The organism is Butyrivibrio sp. MC2021 (assembly GCF_000621605.1).
Taxonomy (GTDB): domain Bacteria; phylum Bacillota; class Clostridia; order Lachnospirales; family Lachnospiraceae; genus Butyrivibrio.
The window spans coordinates 40083-64601 of record NZ_JHXX01000005.1 but is presented as its reverse complement, the minus strand read 5'-3'; the positions used below and the strand labels follow the sequence as shown (position 1 = coordinate 64601).

Sequence of the window (24519 nt, the reverse complement as noted above, 5' to 3'; positions counted from 1 at the left end):
TTCTCCTCGTTATAATCAACGCTTAGGCGGTTCAAACCGTGCCTGCAGCTCCTTTATCCGGGCCACAAGTCCCGCGTTCTCATCAAAAAATTCCACGTATCCCTGCAGGGATCTTGCCTTCTGCTGCAGGGTTCTGGAGTGGCTCCAAACCAGGATCGCAGACCTTCCCTTTCCGTTTTTGGCTTCCTGGATCAGATTGGCTCCGGCGCTGTTTCCGTCAAAGGCCACCACCAGCGAAGGGCGTCTTTCAAAGACCTCATAGTTAAAGCTCTTGTAGATGCCCATTCCTTCAGTCTCCGTAGACACACGAATATTGACCTTCGCTTCCTTTAACCGGTCTATCTCTTTTCGGGTCAGGAGCGCAGGCACAACAGAATATATTTTAAACTTTTTCTTATTATGTTCAAGCAGATATTTCTCGTAGCCTGAGAGCTTGTGTCCGATTATGAAAAAGGCTTCCTCGGGATCCGCGAATTTCATCAGATCCTCCAGCTGCCTGGCCCCCTCCGGGGTCACCTTGGTGGCGCGGCTCTCGGTGTTAAAGCTGCCTCCCAAAAGGATAATGGGGAAGCGCTCCCAGGAAAGCTCCTCGATCTCATCCTTCAGCTCCCTGTTGGCGTCAAACTTGGGAACGGTCTTCTCATTGCCCTTGGCGATCTTCACGGTCTGCATCTTCTCAAGAAGAACCTCTTCCATGTCACGGCCCTTGAGCATCTCGTAAAAGGCTGCTTTTTTCTCGGAATAAGCTATGCGGCTCTTTTCGATGATGTCGCTCTCCGTCTCCTTCATAAGCCGCAGGTCCTTCTCTGAAAGCTCCAGCATACGCTCCAGTGAAAGCTCCTCATCGATGGAGTTGGAGCCGTAAAGAGCTGCTCCGTCTGAGCCCTGAACGCACTTTATGCCCTGCTTTAAGTACTGACGAAGAGGGTGTTTGTCCAGGGAGTTCAGGTTATTTAGCCTTACATTGCTGGTTATCTGGAACTCCAGCACCACGTTGTTTTCCTTGAGCTTCTTAAGAACCTCTTTTCCCTTCTGGGATCTGAGGGAATAGGTATAAAGTCCGTGTCCGAGCCTCATCCTTGGCATCTGCTGCCCCGGCGCCAGAAAGTCCTGGACGCACTGAATGGACTTGGCGATGTTGTCCTTGTGGCTGTCATTTTCTCCCGCATGGACCCTGATGACAAAGCTGGGATCCTTGGCGGCGATCTTCACGATTTCCTTGAACACAGGCCGAAGAGTGCTGATATCGTTTATCTCCTCTCCCACAAAGTCGCAGCCCGCAACATAAGGATCCAGAGCGGTGGCCTTTAGAACAGCCAGGTTCTGCTCCAGATAATCCGCGGGAGTCACGGCATCTTTTACAATGGTGAGGGGAATCCTTCGCATGGCAGCCAGGAACCGGATCATCACGCCGGTCTCCTGATATATTTTAGGCATGACCTCATGGACCTGCTGCAGCATCTCGATGGACTCATACTTTTTTACCAGAGTGGTATCACTGATCTCGGCGTAGCAGACACCCTGGCGCTTGTAGTAGCGGGCGATCCACAGGAGCTTGTCCTGGAATATGGTATTGTTGCAATAGTCGGGATTTTCCCTGTCTATGAGCATCTGCTTCAGGTAGCGCTTAACGTCCTCATCGGGGATCTGCTCCACGTTGTGAAGCTCGATCTTTTCATCGCTCTCTTTTCCCTTGCAAAAAACATAGCGGTAGAGGTAGACCTTCTCAAGATTGGTAAAAACGGCCTGTCCGTCCTTGATAACAGCCAGGGAGCCCCGGATCTTGACGATGTTCATCTCGGCGTTACCCAGGTTGTTAAGGATAAGGTCCGCAAAATTGATATAGGTGTTGTCGTTGATCTTTCGATCCAGGTATTTGCCGGTGAGCTCTGAGGTTATGAACTGCTTGGCGACCTTGCTTCTCTGGGCGTTGACCCTTATCCACTGTTCCTCGGTGAGCTCCAGTCCCAGTTTTTTTACATAATAAAGGGGGTATCTGATCTGATGGCAGATTCCCAGGGCGATGAGCATGTCTCCCGTGAGATTGCCGTTCATGTGGGTATGAAGATCCGCCCGGAATTTCAGTTCTTTTTTCACAAAGGTCTTGAAAACAGTCTTGTCAATGCCCAGCCTGTAATCCTTGGTCTGACTCATAAGAGTCTTGGAAATAGCGGGGATGGCGGCCTTCATCTCGACCCGGGCGTCGGAATAGATCCTGGCAACCTCGATGTCTCCCAGGCTGAAGATGTAGCTCTCCTCATTATTGGCATCAATAAAACAAGGAACCTCGCCCCGGATCACCAGCATCCCCTTCTCGTCCTGAGAAAGGGGAAGGCCGCAGATTCCCGCAAGATTCCTTATAAGATTGCCTGTACCGTGATTAGGTGTGGACAAGACATAGCGCATCTTGTCCAGGTCCTTATACAGACTAACAATAATATCTTTTTCGTTATCCAGAAAAAAGCATGTGAAGTAAGTCATAAACAGATTTCCTCTATATGATTATTTCCCCAATTACCTTCTCCTTTTTGTATAAATATATTATCAGGCAAACCTCGTTATAGCACAAGGTGTAACATCCTGGTTGCGATGTTGAAGTAAACCAGAAGTGACAGCGCATCTACGATGGTTGTGATCATTGGCGACGCCATAACCGCAGGGTCGAAGCCGATGCGGGATGCTATCATAGGGAGGCAACAGCCTACCAGCTTGGCGATGAGCACTACGATAAGCAGTGTCAGGCAGACAACTGCTGCCACGGGAACCTCCAGCTTGTCCAGCACAAGAAGCTTGATGAAGCTGGCCCCGGAAAGAGTCACTCCGCAGAGGAACGCTACTCTCATCTCTTTCCAAATGATCTTGAATATGTCGTCGAACTCGATCTCTTTCAGTGAAAGTCCACGGATAATTGATACGCTGGCCTGGGAACCGGCATTTCCTCCGGTGTCCATCAGCATGGGAATGTAGGCTGTAAGCACAACATAAGCTGCCAGGGCCTCCTCAAAGCTTGTGATGATGGCACCGGTAAAGGTGGCGCTTATCATCAGGAGCAGCAGCCAGGGCATTCTGTTTTTGTAGGTTTCAAATATACCAACCTTGGGATAGGGCTTGTCGGATGGCACGATAGCTGCCATCTTCTCGATATCCTCGGTGGCCTCTTCTTCCAGGATGTCCACTACGTCATCGATGGTGATGATTCCCACCATTCGGGTCTCATTGTCCACAACAGGCATGGCGGTGAAGCCGTATTTCTGGAACATTCTGGCCGCTTCTTCCTGGTCGGTCATGGTGTTGATGCTGATGACGTTAGTGTTCATGATGTCCCCGATGATCTCCTCGGGTTTCATGATAAGAAGGTATCTAAGGGCCACTGTGCCCACAAGGATTTTCTGTTTTGTTACGACGTAGCAGATATTGATGGTCTCGGAATCCACGCCCTTTTGCCTTATGCGGTCTATAGCGTCGCTTACGGTCATGTCCTCACGAAGGTCCACGTACTCCACGGTCATGATGCTTCCGGCGGAGTCTTCAGGGTATCTTAAAAGATGGTTAATATCAGCTCTTGTCTCAGGGCTGGCATTAGCCAGGATACGCTTAACGACGTTGGCGGGCATTTCTTCCAAAAGGTCCGTAGCGTCATCGGCCATCAGGTTATCGATAATATTGGATGCTTCACGATCTGACAGTGAACGGATGATGTACTGCTGTGCATCAAGCTCAAGATAAGCAAAAACATCAGCTGCCATGTCCTTGGGGAGGATTCGGAACATTTTAAGTGATTCCTCATTTTCCATCTCACCCATCGCAGCAGCGATATCTGCTGTGTTCATTTCGGAAATGGTCTGACGAAGCAGTGTGTATTGCCTGCTAGAGAGAAGATCCTGTAAAACTTCAACGATTGTCTTTTCTTCTTCCATGGTAATCTCCTTTGTATGTGGTTTTTATGGTACTTCGACCGGGAGCAGGATCACTGCCGCATTTATGTGAATCCGACTTCATTAAAAACCACCACCTTTCGCTTCGAGATTACATGGAAGAATCGCATTTCCACGCACTTTAACTATATCACAGTGACAGAACTCTGTGCAAAATTTTTCTGTTACTGGTTTCCCTACGGCATGAAAATAGGATAAGATTCGGGGAAAATGCTGATCTTATCCTATATTTTATCGCTATAACGTCACTCAATAGTTGGAATGTAGCGTTTTTGAAAATAAAATAGGATAAAACGCCTCATATTAAAGAATCTTATCCTATTTTTGTAAAAAAAATATAGGATAAAACAATTGAAACTGTAGAGTTTTATCCTATTCCGGTGTCAACACACTATAGCTTCAAGCAATTATTGTATTCATGTTATTTGGTTATTTCATAGGTACAACTTATTGCATAAACAGATTTGTAATTACCAAGTCCCCTGATTCTTACTCTGATCTTGGTTCCCACTGGTAGAATTTCCTTGCCGAATAAGTAATTGCCTGTGGAAGCGTTATAATAACTCATATTCTTGGAATCATAGTCTTTTCCGGGTGTGAGTTTTTTGCCGTTGGAGTCTTTTACTACTATAGTTGTCTTAAAGTTACCTTTGGACTTCTTGTACTTTACGTTCTTTGCAGTAGCTGTACAGTATGCAATGTGTGAGAGCTTTATCTTAAAGTTCTTCTTGATGGTGCCCTTGAAGTACTTCTTGCCGGTTATAATGACGGTGGGAACATCTTTTCCGGTTCCATTGTTTACTTGGGTGTTGTTCTTGTAGGTAAGCTTATAATCCACACCCTTTTCAAGAGGTATTACCTGTCCGTTTGCGCCCTTAAAGTTAACCGTTACGACAGGCTCTGTCTTGTCCTTGGTGTAGGTTGCATATCGAGGCACAGTGACAGTGCATACATCATTGATATCAGCCTTGTCGATCTTGAATTTCAGGGTTTTCTTTCCGGAATAACCGTTCTCCTGAATCCCCTTGACCACTACGGTTCCGGTTCCAGGATATCTGTACTTATTCCATTCCAGAGTGTAGTGAACGCCTTCTTCCAGAATCTCGTCGCCGTACGCAACAGTCAGCTCCTGGTCATTATGGGGCGCACCGTCAAACACACAATTCTGAAGGCCGGTTACCGTAGCATTGGAAATGGCTCTGGCCTTCACCTTAGGTGTAGGGGTTGTTTCAGCTTTATCTTCGATTATCTCAGTTATCTCTAATTTGCCTTTGAAATTACCTATTCCATCAACCTGAATCATATATTTTCCAGGCTTCTTGAAATATCCGGACTTATTTTCATCCACATAATGCAAGTTATAATCGACACCTTTTTTCAGGACATACTTCGCATCCCCTGTCATCAATACAAGCGTGGGGGCGAATTTATGTACTTTGCCATCATATTTATAGGTCGGATCAGAAATCGTGCGAAACCGCTTTCTGTTTCCAAGATCAACCGCAGAAATATGCTGAGTTATCTCAAGCTCGCCGGTACAGTTACCCTTTCCTTTTATCTTAAGAGTATAATCTCCGACACCAATAAAGTTATTGTCTTTGTAATAGTCTACAGCTTCAATAGTGTAATCCGCATCTTCATGCAGTGTATCGTATCCATTTTTATACTTAACCTTGATAACAGGAGAGAGCCTCTTACGTTTTCCCGTGAACTCCATCGAAATCACTTTTTCATATGAAATCTTATCGGTATCCTTGGAAAAATTGATAACATCAGCCTTTTCCCACTTTGAATAGACCATTGTATCTTCAGCGATGGGCTGTTCAAAATCAAAAGCCACTGTACACTTTTCGTTGGCAAACCATCCAAGGAATCTGGCACCATTCATCGCAACAGGGTAATAAGCTGTCTTTTCTCCGTATTTCACGTCTATATTCTTACTGCTGTAAGTGTCATTCAAGTCATTTGCGTTATATGGAGTAACAAATTGTACCCTGCAGTTATCTTCAGTGGTCTTGGCATAAAGGGTCATGTCATGGCTCACCGTGGTGTTAAAGTTCCATTTGGAGCTATTTGAGATTCTGTTTTCAGTAAACCATCCTAATAAGGAAGTCCCTTCAGTAAGCTTAATATCTGTAGGATCAGTGGCCTTTTTACCCGATGCAACTGACTTTGTACTTGTGTGTCCATCTGGGTATACAAACTTTACCTGACAGTCACTGAAAACATTAAAATCAAGTTTATTGTATGAATATTTGGCAGGCCACCCTTTTCCGCTGGGATAACAGACACTTATCTTATGTCCCGACTTGTTCAGGGACTTAAAGACATCCTGCATATTCTTAAAATACTTGTTATAAAAAGTCACCTGGGTAAGAGCTTTTGAAAAACTGTATCCTTCAATTGTCCCTACAGATGTCACCCTACCTCCGTAAATAAGCTCAGTAATCTCCGTTCCGGTAAAGACCTGATTTTCAATAGAGGTGACACCAAGAAGCTTAACTTTTCCTGTCAGCTTGGTGCAACCGTAAAAAGCTTTTGCTCCTACATAGGTTACGCTGTCTGGAATAAAAAGCTCTCCGGACAGGGTGGTGTTATTCTTAAATGCACCAGCCCCGATGTAGGTAAGACTGTCCGGAAGGGCCGGAGACTCAATAGTGTATCTATTCCCAGCAAACACACCACGGCCGATGTGCTCTATCCCTTCCAAATCAACATTCATACGAATATTATCAGGCCAAGGATAATCGCCTATGTATTTTACGCCCTTTGGAAAAATCGCATCATAGTCATCCATTAGAGTGCTTGAACAGAAAGCATAATCACCGATATAAGCCACCTCTTCCGGAAGTACCATTTCCATTATAAAATCATTCTCAAATGCATGATCTCCTATCCTGGTAAGTTTAGGAGGAAGAACCAATGGATAACCGTAATCATTATTCACACTACGAAAATCGTAAAAAGCATAATCACCGATGCTGGTAATCCTTGAATCCAGCTTGATAACATCATAATCATCTCTCTCGGGAAACCAGTCCGGAAGATTATCCAGAGAATAGTCATACATCGTCCCGGTTCCATTAAGCTCAAGTACACGATATATGTACTCTCCTGCGACAAAAGTGCTCATGCTCCAGGTTATGTCATTACCTGCTTTGTGGTCTGTTACATAATCAGAGGGCCTCCAGGTTGAAGCCACAAAAGCCTTCTTTGCATTTGCGATGGACTTCTCAGAGTATGTACTGTTACCTGCAGGATAAAAAACATAACTAGTATGTCCTCCAAAGGCATTTGTTTCCAGCTTCGGCATATTGCCTTTAAAGGTTATATTCCTAAAGTAACTACTTTGATTGTCACTTTTATAATAGGCACATCCCTCTTCTGCAATATACTTAAGTGTTGAAGGAAATTCTATGTCATACGGCCCCCTAAAAGAATAAAGGCCTTTCTTTTCAACCCTCTCAACGCCCTCTGGAATAACAAGTTTTAATGCCACCGCATTGGAAAAACACTCCTCAGGAATTACCTTTACACCTTTTCCTATTATAATTGTTCCACCCGAATAATGATGAGGACCATCCTTACTAGCATTCATATTAAAATTTTCAAAGGAGCCCTTTCCCAATTTGGTTACAGAATCCGGAATTTTAACGGTATCACTAAAACTGTTAAAAGAGCAGTCCTTAAAGGCATAGTCTCCAATCTCAGTAACGGAATAACCAATGTAAATTGACAACAGCATCCCATTCAAGCCCTTATAACCTACACGTTCAAAAGCATAGTTTCCGATTCTGGTTATGCCATCGCCTACGGATATCATCTGGATCTTGGCATTATATTCATGCCAAGGCGCCGGTTCCTCCTTGGTATAGTCATACATGGCGCCGGTTCCCTTGATAAAAAGGGTGCCGTAATTGTCGATGGACCAGGTGGCATTTTTACCGCACTTACCGGATGCCTCAGTAATTTCAGTTAATTCTGCGTCTTCGGCATTTTCCGCGTCTTCGGCATTTTCCGCGTCTTCGGCATTTTCTGCATCTTCTTCGATATCGAGAATAGTTTCATCCTCGTCCTCCAAGGATATCTCTTCTTTGTTTCCCTCATCCCCCTCTATAGCATCCTCAGATGTCTCATCCTCATCGGTGAAAACATGTATTTCCTCGGATCCCTCAATGGAATAATCTGAAGCCACTGCGGTCATTGCGCAGGGCTCCAGTGATGAAACCGCCAGCACTACATTTATCCCCATAAGTGCCAGGGTCTTAAGAACTCTTTTCATACTTTTTTATCTCCAAAATATTTTTTTACAACACAGCGAAGACATTCTAGCATAAATTCCTTTATGTGTCATGGAAAACAAAATTGGGTTATCATAGTAATAGAACATATTTCACAGGAGGCGATCATGCCAAAGGGATCCAATCAAAAGCTTAAACTATATTACCTTGCGAAAATAATGGTGCAAAAGACCGACGACAGCCACTATCTCACCATGCCGGAGATTCAAAAGCTCCTGGCAGAATACGAGGTCTCTGCGGACAGAAAGAGCCTTTATGACGACATGGAGGCCTTAAGGGTCCTGGGCATCGACGTCATCGGCGAGCAGCAGGGCCGCAAATACTACTATTATGTTGGCGGCAAGCACTTCGAGCTGGCGGAACTAAAGCTCCTGGTGGATGCCATCCAGTCCTCCAAGTTCATAACCGAGAGAAAGTCCTCGGAGCTGATAAAAAAGCTCACTGCCCTTGTAAGTGAATATGAGGCTGCCCAGCTCAAGCGCCAGGTGGTGGTTCAGGGCCGCGTCAAGACCATGAACGAGAGTATCTATTATCTTGTGGACGAGATCCAGACCGCCATGCTCAGTAACAAGCGCATCACCTTCGAGTATCTTACCTGGAATCTCAATAAGGAAATGGTCCCCAGAAAAGAAGGTCTCTATGAAGAGAGCCCCTGGGCCCTTACCTGGGATGACGAGAATTATTATCTTATAAGCTACGATACGCCCCAGCAGAAGATCAAATTCTTCCGTGTGGATAAAATAAGAAATATCACCATTATGGATAAAAAAAGGGAAGGCCGTGAGGAATTCGAGCAATATGACATGGCCGCCTGGGCCAGAATGAACTTTGGAATGTTCGGCGGAAAAGAGACAATGGTAAAGATTGCCTTCAACAACAGCTTTGTGGGCATCATGATAGACCGCTTCGGTAAGGACATGACCATCCGCCCCTCAAAAAGAGAGGGCTGGTCCGAAACCAACGTGGAAGTGGCCATCAGCGACCAGTTCTTTGGCTGGATCTTTTCCCTGGCCACAAATGTGGAAATACTGGAACCTGCAGACGTACGACAGAGATATAAGACAGAGATTGCAAATCTGATGAAGATGTATAAATAAGAAGGAAAAAAGCTCGGGGCTTCTCTCAAAGAAGTCTCGAGCTTATCATTTTTATCATTTAATTATTTAACCCATCTTGTGTGAGCGTTCTTTACTTCAGGAAGCTCTTCAAGGCTTTTGCAGATGCTCTGAAGCTGCTCATATGAACCATCCTCTACAGAGAACACATAATAGCTTCCGTAAGGACGATACTCCATAGTAGCATTTGCCATATTCTCTACATTAGCAACAGCACTGCTGTTATAATCAACATCCTCGTTGAACTCTACAACAAATACATTATTTGTATCACGCTCGATGTTTGCCTCAGCAAAACTCTGGTGTCCTGTGATTGCCATAACCATTCCAACAAGTACTGATGTAAAAGTAATAACTAAAGCTTTCATTTCTTATCTCCGTGTAAACTAAATCTAAAAAATTTATTAACTGTTTCCGACAAGTGACAATATATCAAATACGCTTATACTTGTAAATGCAAAATCCGGAAAAACAATAATTCATTAACGGCGTGCAGAAATGAAATAAAATACATCCCAGAGTCCATCTGCTTTGCAGCGATTTTTGCGCAACCTCAGACACAAAGAATTCACATTTTACCCGATCAAAAAAGATTGTTGCGAGACGCAAAGTAGAGTGCGTACATATGACTCCGTCACCTTTCATTAGCCAATACACAGATGAGAGACAGATAACATAAAAAATCCGCAGTTCTCGGACGAGGAGATAATTCATAGAACTCAAAAACGGAACACCGCTGACTTCTCTGAGCGAAGTCGATAGGAAGCGGTGTTCCGTTTTTGAGTTCTAATGAATTACGACGCAGACGAAAACAAGTATTTTTTATGTTGTCTGCCTATCATCGTCCTGCTATTAAAGTGCCTCGTGGCATGTACGTGCGATAACGTCAAGCTGCTGTTCCTTAGTAAGGTTGATGAACTTAACAGCGTATCCGGATACACGGATTGTGAAGTTAGCGTACTCAGGCTTCTCAGGATGCTCCATAGCATCGATGAGCTTCTCCTTACCGAATACGTTAACGTTGAGGTGGTGTGAGCCCTGGTTGAAGTATCCGTCAAGGACGTTAACCAGCTTGTTAGCTCTCTCCTCGTCGTCGTGACCAAGAGCGTTAGGGTTCATGGTCTGTGTATTTGAGATTCCGTCAAGAGCGTACTCATAAGGAATCTTAGCAACGGAGTTAAGTGAAGCAAGAAGTCCGTTCTTCTCTGCGCCGTAAGATGGTGATGCACCGGGAGCAAATGAAGCGAATGCAGGTCTTCCGTCAGGTGTAGCACCTGTTGCCTTACCGTAAACTACGTTAGATGTGATTGTGAGGATTGATGTTGTAGGCTCAGAATCACGGTATGTGTGGTGCTTCTCGATCTTCTTCATGAAGGTCTTAAGGAGCCATACAGCGATCTCGTCTGCTCTCTCATCATCGTTACCGTATCTGGGGAAGTCACCCTCTACCTTGTAGTCGATAACAAGTCCGGACTCGTCACGAACAGTAGAAACCTTAGCATACTTGATAGCTGAAAGTGAATCTACAACGTGTGAGAAACCAGCGATACCTGTAGCGAATGTACGTCTTACGTTTGTATCGATAAGAGCCATCTCAGCTGCTTCGTAGTAGTACTTGTCGTGCATGTACTGGATAAGGTTCAGGATGTTTACATAAAGTCCTGCGAGCCAATCCATCATGATGTCATACTTGTGCATAACCTCGTTGTAATCAAGAACCTCTGAGGTGATAGGAGCCATCTCAGGTCCTACCTGCATGTGCTTGCCGTCCTTTGTAAGGAACTTCTCATCCTTACCGCCGTTGATAGCGTAAAGAAGGCACTTAGCAAGGTTAGCTCTTGCTCCGAAGAACTGCATCTCCTTACCTGTCTGTGTAGCAGATACGCAGCAGCAGATGCTGTAGTCATCGCCCCAGATAGGTCTCATAACATCATCGTTCTCGTACTGGATAGAAGATGTTGTAACAGAGATCTTAGCAGCATACTTCTTAAATGTAGCAGGAAGCTTTGATGTGTAAAGAACTGTAAGGTTAGGCTCAGGTGAAGGTCCCATGTTCTCAAGGGTGTGAAGGAATCTGAAGTCGTTCTTTGTAACCATGTGACGACCGTCCATACCAAGTCCGCCAACCTCAAGTGTTGCCCATACGGGATCTCCTGAGAAAAGGTTGTTGTATGAAGGAATACGAGCGAACTTAACCATTCTGAACTTCATTGTCATGTGGTCAATAAGCTCCTGAGCTTCCTTCTCAGTAAGAGTACCCTCACGAAGGTCTCTCTCAATATAGATATCAAGGAAAGTTGAAACACGTCCAACTGACATTGCAGCACCGTTCTGAGTCTTGATAGCTGCAAGGTATCCGAAGTAGAGCCACTGAACAGCTTCCTTAGCGTTCTTGGCAGGCTCGGAAATATCAAAGCCGTAAACCTTAGCCATTTCCTTCATGCCCTTAAGAGCTCTAACCTGCTCGGAAATCTCTTCTCTCTGACGGATGATGTGATCAAGCATTGTTCCGTCGCCGCAGTTGTTGTAATCTTCCTGCTTCTTCTGGATGAGGTAGTCGATACCGTAAAGAGCAACTCTTCTGTAGTCGCCTACGATACGTCCACGGCCGTATGTATCAGGAAGTCCTGTTACGATGTGGCTGTGTCTTGCAGCTCTCATCTCAGGTGTGTAAGCATCAAATACTGCCTGGTTGTGTGTCTTGTGGTACTCTGTGAAGATCTTGTGGAACTTCTCATTTACCTTGTAACCGTAAGTCTCAGCAGCTTCCTCAGCCATCTTGATTCCGCCGTAAGGCATGAATGCTCTCTTAAGAGGCTTGTCAGTCTGAAGACCTACTACTGTCTCGAGATCCTTCATGGACTCGTCAATATATCCGGGGCCGTAAGCTGTAAGGCTGGAAACAACCTCTGTCTCGCACTCAAGAACGCCGCCCTTCTCGCGCTCCTCTTTCTGAAGCTCCTGTAATCTGCCCCAAAGCTTGTTGGTAGCATCTGTAGCATCAGCAAGGAAGCTCTCATCTCCATCATAAGGTGTGTAGTTGTTCTGGATGAAGTCACGTACGTTGACATCATCAAGCCAGTGGGTTCCTTTAAAACCTCTCCATGCTTCTTTCATAATATAAAACTCCTCTTCTTCAAACAATTTTTGCTTGTTAATAATTTGTCACTTTCGTTTTCCGAAGAGTATATTAGCAAAGAGGAGTTTTTCTAACATTGATTGTAATCAAGTTTTGACATGTTCACAAATTAGTCACATTTTTAACAGGATGTTTTTTTGATAAAAATACTCTGCTGGAATTCATTGTCCTTTTTAAGCTTTGAATCCCTGTCAAATATCATTCCGGTAAAACCGTGGCTGCCAAGCGCACTATAACCGGAGGCCAGGTCTGTGTCCATAATGTCATAATGTGTGTTATGGGCGATCAGAAGGCCGCCATCCTTTACATAAGTATCAATTTCATGAAGGTGCGCATTATATTTTTCAAAGGGATACATATCTTTCAAATCTGTGATATGTTTTCTAATAACTTCCATGGGAAGTCGCTCCAGCACAGCCATGCAAAAGACAGCATCATAAGGGCCGTATTTTCTTATGTTTTCCGGCTTCGAATAGATAAAATGTATATTGCTGTCGCATTTTCTTTTTCTGCAGATCCTTAAACTGTCTCTGTTAAGCTCCGCTCCGACAATAACCGCATCCGGAAAATATTCTCGCAGGGTGACCACTTCTTCCCCTGTGCAGCAGCCATAAGACAATATTCTGATGTTTTTCTTATTCTGCTTAGCAAAAAAATCTCTGCATGCAGCAAATATCTCAGGATATCTGTTAGCCCAGGTTCTTTGCGTGGTCTGCTGGACCCTGTCCTTGTTAAAAGTTTCCATGGCCCACTGTGAACGTACGGAAGGGATAAGTACCACTCTCAGCACAGACTTCGCGCCATGAAAAAGCGCCCAGACACATCTAAACACCGGATTGGATGAATATTTAAGTTTGGAGCGAAGTTTATTCTTTAGTCTTTCTTTCATTATTCACTTCCCTTGAGCGCTTAACCACATGCTCCACCTGTAAACAAGTTAAAATCGCTCTATCCAGACGACTATCATCCTCTACCTTATTTCGGCCATACACCCAGTCTTCCAGAATTTCAAAATTCAAGTACTTTTGCCAATACTCTCTGTCCAGGTATCCCAAATATTTTTTTCTCCTGTTTATGCTTTCATCGCTGACCCTGTTCTTTTCATACTCCTCCCTAGATACTTTGGGCAGATTACTATAACTAAAATCTTCTTTTGTTTTCAAGGAATACAAAGACTTAGGCATCAGATCTTTAAATGCTTCTCTGAATATAAATCTGTTTATAAAGCAATCATGATACAGATATCTTGGAATTCCCAACGCAAAATCTAAAACCCTGTAATCAAGGTATGGAATCAAATATCTCGTACCGGTGCAGGCAGAGAAAAATGCCAAGACATCAAGCCTGTTCCGGCTACCGCTTTCTTTAACATATTCTATTGGGTCATAGGCAAAAGTAAGAGGCTTGATCTTCTTTTTTTCAAATCTTTTTTTAAACTCCGGTGTGAAGACATCTGACGCAGTATGTTCCGCAAAATAAGGTGCTTTCAGCTTTTTATTGGCAAGCTTCTGATTCTCATAAATCAGTTTTATCGTCTTAGCTATCCTATGCTTTGAAAAACAGGTCCTTGAAAACATCAGCCTAAGATACCGATAATATTCATGATTGTAATACAATTCGTAGGGGTTTGACCTGTGGCTTACACCTTCATCTCCACCATGACCTGTAAATACAAACTTCACTCCATGATTCTTCATAAAAGATGCCGTTTCAAAAATAGATGGCGTATTGATGTATTGTGGAAATGCAAATGATATAATAGTCGGAAGCTCTTTATAACTGCCTTTGTCCAACGGAAAACTCTCATTCATCAACGGTGTATCGAGGCTGACAGAAAGCCCGCCATAATTACAGGTAATCCCTGCTTTTTCGCATATATCTTTGACAACCAATCGTTCGTCATTTTCAGCCATTGCCAAATTGCTTTCATCAGGCGACCAGGAATAATAGAGACATTCTTTATCCATTTTCGCCAAGACAAGGTCTATAACGCCTGAATCAAGACCTCCTGACAGTTCAGCTCCAATTTTACAATTCGTAGCATTGGCACGAATCTTTATCGCATCCTCCACCAGACGTCTAAGTTCCTTTGCATAAGCATCCCGGTTCTTCATTCGATATTTCTTTTGGCCAGGTATATAGTAATGACCTTCCTTGGCAATTACTTTATCTTCACAAAAATTAAAAGTTATCCACCCGCCAAATGGCACACAGTTTATATTTTCATATTCTGTCCTGTTACCAATCTGGGACTTGCCCATATACAAATATGCAAACAGCCAGTCTTCGTTAACCTCGGCATCAACGTCACCTACTGACAGTATGCCTCTTATATCAGTTGAAAAAATCACTCTGTTACCATCGAAGTAGTAAAACAGAGGTCTTACTCCTAAATGATCCCTAAAAAGAGTTAGTTCTTTCCTGGAATTGTCCCATAATGCACCTGAATAGTCTCCATTGATATTCTCCAGGGCATTAATCCCTTTTTGGCATATGCGATCAAACAAAAAACGTTCATCGGACATACCCTTTTCGGTATCAGAATATATCAGCGCATCAAAAACACTCCGATTCTCATCAGTAGTAAAGAGTCTTTCTTTGTCTTCACAATTCTTTAAAGCTTCCGGTTTGATGCCCAAAAATAACTTCTCATCAAAGTATTCCTGCTTATCACAATCCCCATAGCTGTCATTCCACCTAGAAAGGCCTTTATACAGTTCTTTATCAATAGCGTTTTGAGAAACGCATCCATATATCCCACTCATAGTTTTCCATCCATTTATTTTTTTCTAATATAACATAAAAAAATAGAGCTCATCAATTTGATGAGCTCTGATAATAATAAAATAATTATGACAAATCGTTTGTTGGATCCTCTGGATCTTGAGTATTGGCTTCCTGGCCCTTGCCATGCTCTTCTGGCGGATTGCAACCTGTAGCATCATGTGCACCACCCAAAATAAGGGGACAAACCTCTCTGTCCAAAGGCCAAAAACCATTAGCTGTTGCATTAAGATCAAGTGCTGCGATCTCAGGTGTGTTCCATTTCTTCATTGTAAATCTCCTCCAACTCTTTAATTTATATATTCTTGATAAATGATATTCTATTGGACTATCGTGTATTGGTCTACACTTCTAACAGCATTGTAATAACTTTTATTAATTGGCAGTTGAATTGTATTAATTGTGCCAAAATACTCGGTATTTCATAGTTTTATTGTCGCACTATTTACCAATTTGCACCCCAACTTTGACGGCCGTTCATTTACTTTATTTTCCAAAATTCGCTTTTTCAAAAACTTGATTCAACGCAAAGAACTGTTCTGTTATACTTTATGGTAGTGGAGAAATCCATAACATAAGTATCTGATCAAAAGGAGTTTGTTAATGATAAAAGGCGCAATTCATTCAATAGAGACCTTCGGCAGTGTTGACGGGCCGGGCATTAGATTTTTAGTATTCCTGAAGGGCTGCAAGCTCAGGTGCAAGTACTGCCACAACGCAGATACCTGGGATCCGGGTTCAGAGGATATGCGTACAGCCCAGGAGCTGCTGGACTTTGCCGAGAGATACAGAACCTACTGGGGTGAGGATGGCGGCATCACCGTCAGCGGCGGAGAGCCCCTGCTTCAGATAGATTTCCTTCTGGAATTTTTCAAGATGGCCAAGGAGCGTGGCATCAACACCTGCATAGACACCGCTCTCCAGCCCTTTACAAAGGAAGAGCCCTTCTTTTCAAAGTTCGAAGAACTCATGAAATATACAGATCTGCTTCTTGTGGATATCAAGCATATCGACAGGGAAGAGCATATCAAGCTCACAGGACTTCCCAACGACAACATCGTGGAGGGAATGAAGTATCTGTCTGAAATAGGCAAGCCCATCTGGATCCGCCACGTGCTGGTTCCGGGCATTACCGACAACGATGAGTATCTCCACAAGACAAAAGAATTCATCGACACTCTTTCCAATGTAAAGAGAGTTGATGTCCTTCCTTATCACACCCTGGGACAACACAAGTTCGAGGCTCTCGGAATACCTTACCAGCTTGAGGGAGTTAAATCCCCCACCGCTGACCGCGTCGAAAACGCCAGATCCATTCTAAACGGGTAATAATACACAATTTGTCCGTCCTAAAATCACTGTGATACGTAGATTTCCCTCAGGGCATCGCGATCTAAAACTTTGATCTTGCCGTGGCCGGTGCGGGTTATGAGTTTCATTTTTTCCATCTCCCGGAGCTTGCGGCTGACGGTCTCGGTTCTAAGGCTGACACTGGCTGCAATGTCGTCCAGCTTCAGAACAATGTCGTCTGTGGCGCTTCGGTCAACTCTGTACATCAAAAATCCCGCCAGTCTTGCCATGGGATCCTTGGTGGAAAGAAGCATGTTTCTTTCGTTGGCGTCGTGAAGCTTTTTGCTCAGAAGGATGATGGTGTTCATGGCCGCCGTAGGGTCATTTACCACCTTGATGAAATCATCCCTGTGGATCTGGCAGATGGAAGCATTGGTAAGGCACACCGCGGAGTAGGGATAAATACTGCCGTCCAGGAACATGCCCTCCCAGATGATATCGTGATCCGCCAGGATGGTGATGATCTGCTCTCTTCCCAGGGAGTCATAGCGGCAGAGCTTGACCCTGCCCTTCCTGATGATACAGATGGAATCTACCGGCTCACCCTCTCTGAAAAGATAGCTGTTCTTCTTCAGGGTCTCGTGAACGGAGTGTTCCATCAGACTCACCTGGGCATTAACAGGAAGTCCCTCGATAAGAGGCACGCTCTCGGTGCAGAATCCACCGCATTCCTCACAGATGTTGAGGCCTACGATGCCTCGTTTAAGCTCATCTGTCTGGCTTTCGCTATTTCTTTTGTAAATTCCGTTACTTTTTTTCTCGTTCATAATTTTTTACTGTCTGCTCCAAAGGTAGCAGTAAGCCTGTGTTCTTGCTGCAAAGGGCTCAGTCCTTAGAAGTTCTCTGACCTCTTCTTTGGTGTACCAGCCGGGTTCTATCTCCTCCAGAGTAGAACTGCTCTTGGCAAAAGTTCCCTCTGCCTTTCCTACGCAGCACACATTCTTTTCATTGGAAAATCCCACTGCACTGTAGCTCTCGCCGATCCAGTCGTCGATGGCAAGAAGATCCAGGCCCGTCTCTTCCTTGAGCTCACGGCGTGCGCTCTCTTCCGGAACCTCACCGGGATCGATAAGTCCCGCAGGGAAGTTGTAAACCCAGGCCCCCGCAGCCATTCTGAACTCTTTGTTGATAAGGATCTTTTCTCCGGTCTCGTCATGCATAATAAGCACAACGGCATCAGCCTTTTTGTTATGTATGTCATCAAAGCCCTTGAGATCAGGGTTTCTGCTGATGATCTCATAGACCTTGTCCTGATTATCCACTGTTTTGTAATGAAGGTCGTAGCGGGTGATAAAGTGGCCCTGCTCCTTCTTCTCCAGGTATTGAAACTCCATTAGTTTACTCCATCATACTATCGCGATTTTTAGCATGCTCCGTAGACAATCTGTCTCAGCGCGCGGACAAAATTGTAATCAACTCCGCCCTCGATCTGCTGCATGTAAATAACTATCAGCTCCTCGGTGGGATCCACGAAGAAATATGTTCCCGCGGTGCCATCCCAGCCGTACTCTCCGATGCTTCCGTTGGAGGTGGCTGCTGAAGGGTCTGTCAGAATTCTGAAGTAATTGCCGTAGCTGTAGCCAATGCAGCTCTCCAGATCCAGCGCATCCTGCTGAAGGGCGTTCAGCTGAGGGCTTGTCATAAAGGCAAGGGTCTTCTTGCCGATTAGTTCTTTGCCGTGATAGGAGCCCTTGTTAAGGAGCATCTGGGCAAAATGGGAATAGTCATTGAGGGTAGAGTAAAGGCCAGCTCCGCCGCTTTCAAAAAGGGGCTCCCTTGTGGGATGCTCCATGGAAAGACGTCTTCTTACGTCATCCTCGGCTCTCACTGCCTTGCCTGTCTTGTCCCTTCTGTAGAGAACTGCAGCTCTGAAGGCCTTGCTCTCATCGATCTTAAAGCCTGTATCCTCCATGTTAAGAGGGGTAAAAATCTCTTTTTTCAGGAATTCAGAGTATTTCATTCCGGTGATAACTTCGATGACACCGGCCATGATATCCGCTGAAAAGCCGTATCTGTAGCCCATTCCCGGCTCAAAGGCAAGATATCCTTCCGCCAGCTTGTTGCAGAAATCCACGTTGGACTTAAGGATTCCTGACTGTCTCTGGGCTGTTGCCTCCTTGAAGACCTTGCCCATGGATCTCTCGGCTTCGCCGAAGTCCCCGGGGTAAACGATTCCGGAGGTCATGTTCAGAAGGTCCTTGATAAGGATCTGCTTCTCAGCCTTCTTGATGCCCTCGGGAGATGCCACCTTGCAGTCCTTAAATCCCGGCAGATAATCCGATACTCTGCTCATGAGATCCAGTTCGCCTCTCTCATAGAGCATCATGGTTGCCATGGCTGTAATGGGCTTGGTCATGCTGAAGATCTTGTATATGCTGTCCTCACGGTCCGGCTCTATGTGGGTTTCATAAACTCTTTTTCCCTTATGCTCAACCACCAGGCCGCAGCCCTGAATCCGGCCCTTCTCTCTCTGACTCTCCAGGAGAGTTGTGAGCCTTGATAATTTCCTTATGTTCATATCTATCCTCTCAAATATCTATAGCTATTGAAAAACACAGGAGCATTGACTTCTCCTGTGTTTCTAACACATTATAATCGTCCAATCAGTACTTAACTGCAGGAAGTTCGTACTTCCTCTGGTAGAAATCAACTGCCTTGTCGAAGTCGTCTCTCTTCTCAGCCTTCAATGCCTCAAGATAGCCGTGGGCATCATAGGCATCATCATTGACCTCGATGATACCAACTGCGATATTGCTGCAGTGGTCCGCGATCCTCTCAAAGTCTGTTCCGATGTCGGAGAGGTCAAAGCCCTGCTCAATGGTACATTTGCCCTTGCGAAGTCTCCTTACATGACGGCGCTTAACTTCCTTCTGGATGCCGTCGATGGTCTCCTCAAGAGGCTCGATCTGCTTGGCCACATCCATATCAAGGTTCTCAAAGCTGTGAAGTGACAGCTCCACGATCTCCTGAACCGCTGCAGAGAAGATATCCATCTCTGTCTGGGCCTTGGGAGAGAACTGTCTCTTGTTGTCGGACATATTTTTTGCCTTCTGCATGATATTGAGGGCGTGGTCACTGATTCGCTCGTAGTCAGTGATGCAGTGCAGAAGAACGGAAAGTGTATGGCTGTCCTCCTCACCCAGGTGGTGGGAGTTGATCTTCATAAGATAGGTTCCCAGCTGATCCTCGTAGCGGTCCACCTTTCTCTCAAGGTAGTCAACCTCTTCCGCGATCTCGGGATTAAAGTCATTGATAAGTCCCACAGCCTTAACCAGCGCATCTCTGGACATGGTAGCCATTTCCACGGCTGCAGTTCTGGCCTGCTGAAGCGCGAAGGGCGGGTTCTTGAGGAAGCGCTCGTCCAGAGTACGGATACTCTCGTGCTCCTCCTGCTCCTTTTTCTCCTTATCATCGATAGGAATAGTCTTAAGAGCCATGCTGACAAGAATACCTGCAAAGGGCATCATAAGCGGTGTTGCCACCAGATTGATAAGTGTATGGATTCCGGCGATGCCCACCATACCGCTCTGATTGTTCATAAATGCGAAGTGTACAAAGGCGTTGACTGTGTAGAAGATGATCATAAACAGTGAAGCCTTGATAACATTGAAGTACAGGTGCATGAGAGCTGTTCTCTTACCGTTCTTGTTGGCTCCCAGGGATGAGAGGATGGCTGTAATACAGGTTCCAACCTCAGCGCCTACTACCACGGGGATAGCCATGCTGTACTTAACATCAACAGAAAGGGATAAAGCCTGCAGTACACCGATGGTTCCTGCGGAGCTCTGAATTACCATTGTAAAAATGATACCTACCATGAATCCGATAAGCGGATTGGAGAAGGTTGTAAGGAATTCCACGAAGGAATCCACTTCCTTAAGGGGTGAAACCGCGCTGGACATGCTGTTCATACCGAACATCAAAACGGAAAAACCAAGAAGTACGGTTCCGATATTCTTCTTTTTATCAGTCTTGGCAAACATGTAAAGTCCGATACCGATGATCGCCAGGAAAGGTGTAAAAGAAGCGGGTTTCAAAAGGTTTATAACAAAGTTGTCACTGCTGATTGCGTTTAATGAAAGCAGCCATGCGGTAAAGGTTGTACCAAGGTTGGCACCGAGGATAACGCTTACTGCCTGCTTAAGAGTCATGATTCCTGAATTAACAAGACCTACAACCATTACGGTTGATGCTGATGAAGACTGAACCAGAGCCGTTACTCCGACTCCGAAAAGATATGCTATGACAGGATGCTTGGTAACCTTGGCAAGAACCGCCTCCAGTTTACCTCCCGCTGCCTTGGTAAGGCCTCCGCTCATAACATTCATTCCATAAAGAAACATGGCAAGACCGCCTACAAGTCCTGCTACCAAACTGAACATTTCTAGTGTTGTCATTTTTCCTCCGATAGGTACTCTCTCCCAAACGGCCCACACACCGCTCTGTACCTACAATTTTATTTACCTTTTCTATTGCTACAGATACATATTACATGATAAAGGTGTCAAAAGTCAAAGGAAGTGCTTAACCATTTTTATATAGGTTCCGTATTTGCACTGGCTAAGGGCCACCTTGGTGCCGTCGTAGCTGTGTCCGTAGATATTTTCCTCGACTTCGGTCTCCTCAACCGGGGTAAATCCCAGCTTCTCACATAGGTGCAGGGAAACCTCGTTTTCCTTTTTTACCAGAGTCTGTACGTTATCAAATAAAAGAATCTCCTGGCCGAACTTCAGGATCTCGCTGCAGGCCTCATAGGCATAGCCCTGCCTCTGGAACTCTTTTCCGATAAGAAATCCCAGCTCCACATCCTCAAAACCGTTCCTGACGGAATATCCGGCCCTTCCTATGATCCTTCCGTCGCTTCTGCGGACCAGTGTCCACACTCCGAAGCCCATCAGGCCGTAAACCTTCTCTATATAATCCTTCTGATAACGCTTCTCATCCGCGGGATCATCAAAAAGCCCCTCCATATACCTGGTCATGTCAGGGTCCGCATAGATCTTGTAAAATTCATCTATATCCTCAAGGGTGGTCTCCCTTATGATAAGCCTGTCGGTACGGATCACCTCCCAGGGCTCCCCGGCGTATCTCTGATAGGTCTTAACAAAAGAATCGAAATCAATATCTGTAAGATTGGAAAAAATATACTTAAGATTCCTGAAATGCTCCCCGGTATTAAGTTCATGCCAGAGGCCTATTACATAATACCCCTGGTCAAAAAGCCTCTCCGCCAGCCTGCCGGAATCGCAGATCACCAGCATTTCCTTTTTATCCCCGGGTAATACAAATGAATCATCCTCTTCAGAAATGAAGCAGGACCCGGCTTCGATGCCGTTTTCTTTTATATATTCAAGAGTTTCTTTTATATCTCCGACTATTTTTTCATTCTTTTTCGTGCCATCCTTCAGCACAAAAGCCACTGTTTTCAGCAATTCTGTTACCTCGTTACATGTTTATCACCTTCATTATAAGGCAACGTTTCCATTTAATAAACATCAAAAAAACGCAGCCCGCATATTTACTGCCTTGGGCCACGTTCATAAATTGTTTACAAATAATTAAAAGATTCGTTACTCAGAATCATCTTTTGTACATATCGGCTTGTTAATATAATATTGTCAGATGAGTTAAGACAATACCAAATTAAAAAACTTTTTCATAATATGCCAGGTAAGGAAGCTTACCTGGCATCCTCCCTTTTTACAGGGTCTTTTTTTTATTAATCCCTAGAATAATTACTGAGCATTACCCTGAAGAAATCTCTCAAGATCTGCTACTGCTGTCTCCTCATCGCTTCCTTCAGCGATAACTGTAACTTCCTCACCGGAATTTAAGTTAAGTGTCATCATTCCCATGATGCTCTTGGCGTTAACCTTTCTTGACTGAGCCTCGATGTGCATTGTACTCTCGTACTTGGATGCAAGCTGAACAAGCTCTGCAACCGGTCTTGCTTCAAGTCCTCTTGGTAACTTGATTTCGATAGATTTTGTGATCATAATTCCCCTCCTTGCGAGCTTACACTGTGTAAGCTAAAAATGCAGGTGTTTCATAGATACATTGTATCAGAGCCTAATTTTCTCAGCCAGTTCGCTGAGCTTGCGAAGTCTGTGATTGACTCCGGACTTACCCACCGGTGGATCAAGGAACTTCCCTAGTTCACCAAGCGTTGCTTCAGGATGTTCGAGCCGAACCTCGGCCATCTCCCTAAGTCCCTCCGGAAGCCTGTTAAATCCGTAATGGTCTCTGATATAAGTGATATCCTCAATCTGCTTGGTGGCTGCGTTTACAGTCTTGGCAATATTGGCCACATCACAGTTGACACGCCTGTTGATGAAATTCCTCATCTCCTTGACAATCCTGAGATTCTCAAGATTCATGAGGCTCACGGGAGCTTCCATTATATTAAGAAGATCCACGATTCCGGCGCCTTCCTTGACATACAGTACGAAGTATTTCTTCCTCTTGACTATCCTTGCCTCTATGTCAAAGCTCTCAATGAGCTGCTGGAGCTGAAGTGCCTGTCCCTCATAGTTACAGACAAACTCCAAATGATATCCCTTGTTTGGATCGCTGATGGAGCCTGTGCACAAAAATGCATCACGTAAAAAAGCCCTTTTACAACAGGAATTCCTGGTGACCATAGGGCTCGCCCCGTTTTCAAAACCTCTGACGTGATGGTCCTCATCCAACATCCTGATGGCACCAAGGACAGACGTTAAACTCTGTCTGTCGGTAAGAACCGGGCGGTAAACTCTGCCTCCGTCCTTAACTTCAGGGGCATTCTCCAAAAAGCTAGTTCTTATATTAAATGCTTTTTTTAATAATGTAAAGAACTTTCTAACTGCCAGCTCATTCTCATCCTGCAAAAACAGCGCAACCACGCCGCTTTCGTCGGAGGCTATGTAACCCTCGCAGGCAATGATGGCAGAAATCTCCGCCAGCTGACAATGCCTGGAATTTCCTATTTTGGCAGCAAGTTCTTCCTTAACTTCTGCTGAAAAAGACATATTTAGCTATCCTATTTATTGTTCTTAATATCCCTGTGAGCAAGCTTAAGTCCGAAGTTGCCGCCGCTGTTCCTCAGTCTGTCAAAAAGCTCATTGGCTATGGTTACGCTTCTGTGCTGACCTCCGGTACATCCGATTCCCACCACCAGCTGGTATTTTCCCTCCTGAACATATCCGGGGATAAGGAATTTGAGCATATCCTCCAGCTTGTCCAGGAACTGTCCGCACTCCGGGAAGCTCTTTACATAGTCCTGAACTCCCTTGTCGTTTCCGGTCTGGTGCTTGTACTCATCAATGTAAAAAGGATTGGGTAAAAATCTTACATCAAAAACAAGATCCGCATCTGATGGAATTCCATATTTGAATCCGAAGGAAAGGATGGTCACCATCAGTGAATTGTAGGCCTTGTTTTTTACAAATATTCTGTCAAGCTCCTCCTTGAGTTCCCTGGTAAGAAGCTGTGAAGAATCGATAACGTAATCCGCACGCTTTTTTACCTCGGAAAGAACCGCTCTCTCCTTGGCAATGCCGTCCTCGATCCTGGCTCCCACATCATTGACATTCATGGGATGTACACGTCTTGTCTCCTTGTAGCGCTTGATCAACACCTGATCGCTGGCCTCCATAAAGAGGACCTCCACAGGAATCCCCCTTTGCTTAAAGGAGTCGATCATTCCCGCCACCTCTTCAAAGGCCTGTCCGGCTCTGGCGTCGATTCCCAGAACCACCTTGTTGATGGCGTTGTCGGGCATGGTTATAAGGTCGGCAAATTTCTCTATAAGTGAAACCGGAAGGTTGTCAACGCAGTAATAGCCGGCATCTTCAAGCATATGTATGGCTGTGGATTTACCACCTCCGCTCATTCCTGTAACAATAACAAATCTCATA

The 24519-nt window shown here is 44.9% G+C and carries 18 protein-coding genes; 2 read left to right on the top strand and 16 right to left on the bottom strand.

The window, feature by feature from the left end:
* Positions 1–15: 15 nt before the first annotated feature.
* The 3 genes from T359_RS20085 to T359_RS21620 all read right to left on the bottom strand — a co-directional run bounded on the left by T359_RS20085 (position 16) and on the right by T359_RS21620 (position 8217).
* Positions 16–2481 carry an adenosine deaminase gene (locus T359_RS20085; RefSeq protein ID WP_035784311.1) on the bottom strand — a complete coding sequence of 822 codons (2466 nt, stop codon included), beginning with the start codon at positions 2479–2481 and terminating at the stop codon, positions 16–18.
* A 77-nt stretch (positions 2482–2558) separates the two neighbouring features.
* Positions 2559–3917 carry a magnesium transporter gene (gene mgtE, locus T359_RS0111045; protein ID WP_026517543.1) on the bottom strand — a complete coding sequence of 453 codons (1359 nt, stop codon included), beginning with the start codon at positions 3915–3917 and terminating at the stop codon, positions 2559–2561.
* 439 nt (positions 3918–4356) lie between these two features.
* Entirely contained in the window at positions 4357–8217 is a 3861-nt protein-coding gene (locus T359_RS21620; RefSeq protein WP_051545288.1) for a leucine-rich repeat protein, read from the bottom strand.
* Positions 8218–8343: 126 nt separating this feature from the next.
* Between T359_RS21620 and T359_RS0111035 the strand changes: the two genes are divergently transcribed.
* On the top strand, positions 8344–9333 hold the full coding sequence (locus T359_RS0111035; protein WP_026517542.1) for a helix-turn-helix transcriptional regulator: 990 nt from the start codon (positions 8344–8346) through the stop codon (positions 9331–9333).
* A 62-nt stretch (positions 9334–9395) separates the two neighbouring features.
* Here T359_RS0111035 and T359_RS0111030 read toward each other — a convergent pair whose 3' ends face one another.
* The 5 genes from T359_RS0111030 to T359_RS0111010 form a co-directional block, all read right to left on the bottom strand.
* Positions 9396–9719: a hypothetical protein gene (locus T359_RS0111030; RefSeq protein WP_026517541.1), complete on the bottom strand. Its 324-nt coding sequence runs from the start codon at positions 9717–9719 to the stop codon at positions 9396–9398.
* Between the two features lie 484 nt (positions 9720–10203).
* Positions 10204–12468, bottom strand: coding sequence for a formate C-acetyltransferase (gene pflB / locus T359_RS0111025; RefSeq protein WP_026517540.1), 2265 nt, complete (start codon positions 12466–12468; stop codon positions 10204–10206).
* Positions 12469–12611: 143 nt separating this feature from the next.
* Complete coding sequence (locus T359_RS0111020) at positions 12612–13379, bottom strand: class I SAM-dependent methyltransferase (protein ID WP_026517539.1); 768 nt, start codon at positions 13377–13379, stop codon at positions 12612–12614.
* Positions 13357–15255, bottom strand: a complete 1899-nt coding sequence (locus tag T359_RS0111015; RefSeq protein ID WP_026517538.1) for an asparagine synthase-related protein — start codon at positions 15253–15255, stop codon at positions 13357–13359. The genes T359_RS0111020 and T359_RS0111015 overlap by 23 nt, the downstream gene beginning before the upstream one ends.
* An 85-nt stretch (positions 15256–15340) precedes the next feature.
* Positions 15341–15544, bottom strand: a complete 204-nt coding sequence (locus T359_RS0111010; RefSeq protein WP_026517537.1) for a hypothetical protein — start codon at positions 15542–15544, stop codon at positions 15341–15343.
* Between the two features lie 333 nt (positions 15545–15877).
* Here T359_RS0111010 and pflA point away from each other — a divergent pair, with 333 nt between their 5' ends.
* The gene (gene pflA, locus T359_RS0111005) at positions 15878–16603 is read left to right on the top strand and encodes a pyruvate formate-lyase-activating protein (protein ID WP_026517536.1); all 726 of its coding nucleotides are present in this window, start codon (positions 15878–15880) and stop codon (positions 16601–16603) included.
* 26 nt (positions 16604–16629) lie between these two features.
* On the opposite strand, the gene T359_RS0111000 is transcribed toward pflA, so the two are convergent.
* The 8 genes from T359_RS0111000 to rapZ all read right to left on the bottom strand — a co-directional run bounded on the left by T359_RS0111000 (position 16630) and on the right by rapZ (position 24518).
* Positions 16630–17391 carry a Crp/Fnr family transcriptional regulator gene (locus T359_RS0111000; protein ID WP_035784308.1) on the bottom strand — a complete coding sequence of 254 codons (762 nt, stop codon included), beginning with the start codon at positions 17389–17391 and terminating at the stop codon, positions 16630–16632.
* Positions 17392–17397: 6 nt separating this feature from the next.
* Positions 17398–17958 carry an NUDIX hydrolase gene (locus tag T359_RS0110995; protein ID WP_026517534.1) on the bottom strand — a complete coding sequence of 187 codons (561 nt, stop codon included), beginning with the start codon at positions 17956–17958 and terminating at the stop codon, positions 17398–17400.
* A 29-nt stretch (positions 17959–17987) separates the two neighbouring features.
* Positions 17988–19142 carry a serine hydrolase domain-containing protein gene (locus tag T359_RS20075; protein WP_051545285.1) on the bottom strand — a complete coding sequence of 385 codons (1155 nt, stop codon included), beginning with the start codon at positions 19140–19142 and terminating at the stop codon, positions 17988–17990.
* 85 nt (positions 19143–19227) lie between these two features.
* Positions 19228–21021 carry a Na/Pi cotransporter family protein gene (locus tag T359_RS0110985; RefSeq protein ID WP_026517533.1) on the bottom strand — a complete coding sequence of 598 codons (1794 nt, stop codon included), beginning with the start codon at positions 21019–21021 and terminating at the stop codon, positions 19228–19230.
* A 114-nt stretch (positions 21022–21135) separates the two neighbouring features.
* Positions 21136–22056, bottom strand: a complete 921-nt coding sequence (locus tag T359_RS0110980; protein WP_026517532.1) for a GNAT family N-acetyltransferase — start codon at positions 22054–22056, stop codon at positions 21136–21138.
* Positions 22057–22359: 303 nt separating this feature from the next.
* The gene (locus T359_RS0110975; protein ID WP_026517531.1) at positions 22360–22620 is read right to left on the bottom strand and encodes an HPr family phosphocarrier protein; all 261 of its coding nucleotides are present in this window, start codon (positions 22618–22620) and stop codon (positions 22360–22362) included.
* A 66-nt stretch (positions 22621–22686) separates the two neighbouring features.
* Entirely contained in the window at positions 22687–23631 is a 945-nt protein-coding gene (gene whiA / locus T359_RS0110970) for a DNA-binding protein WhiA (RefSeq protein ID WP_026517530.1), read from the bottom strand.
* A gap of 11 nt (positions 23632–23642) precedes the next feature.
* Positions 23643–24518: an RNase adapter RapZ gene (gene rapZ, locus T359_RS0110965; RefSeq protein WP_026517529.1), complete on the bottom strand. Its 876-nt coding sequence runs from the start codon at positions 24516–24518 to the stop codon at positions 23643–23645.
* Position 24519: the final 1 nt, after the last annotated feature.

Excerpts from the sequence above, each read along its gene's own strand:
- pflA (WP_026517536.1), top strand. The coding sequence starts at position 15,878 with ATGATAAAAGGCGCAATTCATTCAATAGAGACCTTCGGCAGTGTTGAC.
- pflB (WP_026517540.1), bottom strand. The coding sequence starts at position 12,468 with ATGAAAGAAGCATGGAGAGGTTTTAAAGGAACCCACTGGCTTGATGAT.
- T359_RS0110995 (WP_026517534.1), bottom strand. The coding sequence starts at position 17,958 with ATGGAGTTTCAATACCTGGAGAAGAAGGAGCAGGGCCACTTTATCACC.
- T359_RS0111015 (WP_026517538.1), bottom strand. The coding sequence starts at position 15,255 with ATGAGTGGGATATATGGATGCGTTTCTCAAAACGCTATTGATAAAGAA.
- whiA (WP_026517530.1), bottom strand. The coding sequence starts at position 23,631 with ATGTCTTTTTCAGCAGAAGTTAAGGAAGAACTTGCTGCCAAAATAGGA.
- mgtE (WP_026517543.1), bottom strand. The coding sequence starts at position 3,917 with ATGGAAGAAGAAAAGACAATCGTTGAAGTTTTACAGGATCTTCTCTCT.
- T359_RS0111035 (WP_026517542.1), top strand. The coding sequence starts at position 8,344 with ATGCCAAAGGGATCCAATCAAAAGCTTAAACTATATTACCTTGCGAAA.
- T359_RS0111030 (WP_026517541.1), bottom strand. The coding sequence starts at position 9,719 with ATGAAAGCTTTAGTTATTACTTTTACATCAGTACTTGTTGGAATGGTT.
- T359_RS0111020 (WP_026517539.1), bottom strand. The coding sequence starts at position 13,379 with ATGAAAGAAAGACTAAAGAATAAACTTCGCTCCAAACTTAAATATTCA.
- rapZ (WP_026517529.1), bottom strand. The coding sequence starts at position 24,518 with ATGAGATTTGTTATTGTTACAGGAATGAGCGGAGGTGGTAAATCCACA.
- T359_RS0111010 (WP_026517537.1), bottom strand. The coding sequence starts at position 15,544 with ATGAAGAAATGGAACACACCTGAGATCGCAGCACTTGATCTTAATGCA.
- T359_RS0110975 (WP_026517531.1), bottom strand. The coding sequence starts at position 22,620 with ATGATCACAAAATCTATCGAAATCAAGTTACCAAGAGGACTTGAAGCA.
- T359_RS21620 (WP_051545288.1), bottom strand. The coding sequence starts at position 8,217 with ATGAAAAGAGTTCTTAAGACCCTGGCACTTATGGGGATAAATGTAGTG.
- T359_RS20075 (WP_051545285.1), bottom strand. The coding sequence starts at position 19,142 with ATGAACATAAGGAAATTATCAAGGCTCACAACTCTCCTGGAGAGTCAG.
- T359_RS20085 (WP_035784311.1), bottom strand. The coding sequence starts at position 2,481 with ATGACTTACTTCACATGCTTTTTTCTGGATAACGAAAAAGATATTATT.
- T359_RS0110985 (WP_026517533.1), bottom strand. The coding sequence starts at position 21,021 with ATGACAACACTAGAAATGTTCAGTTTGGTAGCAGGACTTGTAGGCGGT.
- T359_RS0111000 (WP_035784308.1), bottom strand. The coding sequence starts at position 17,391 with ATGAACGAGAAAAAAAGTAACGGAATTTACAAAAGAAATAGCGAAAGC.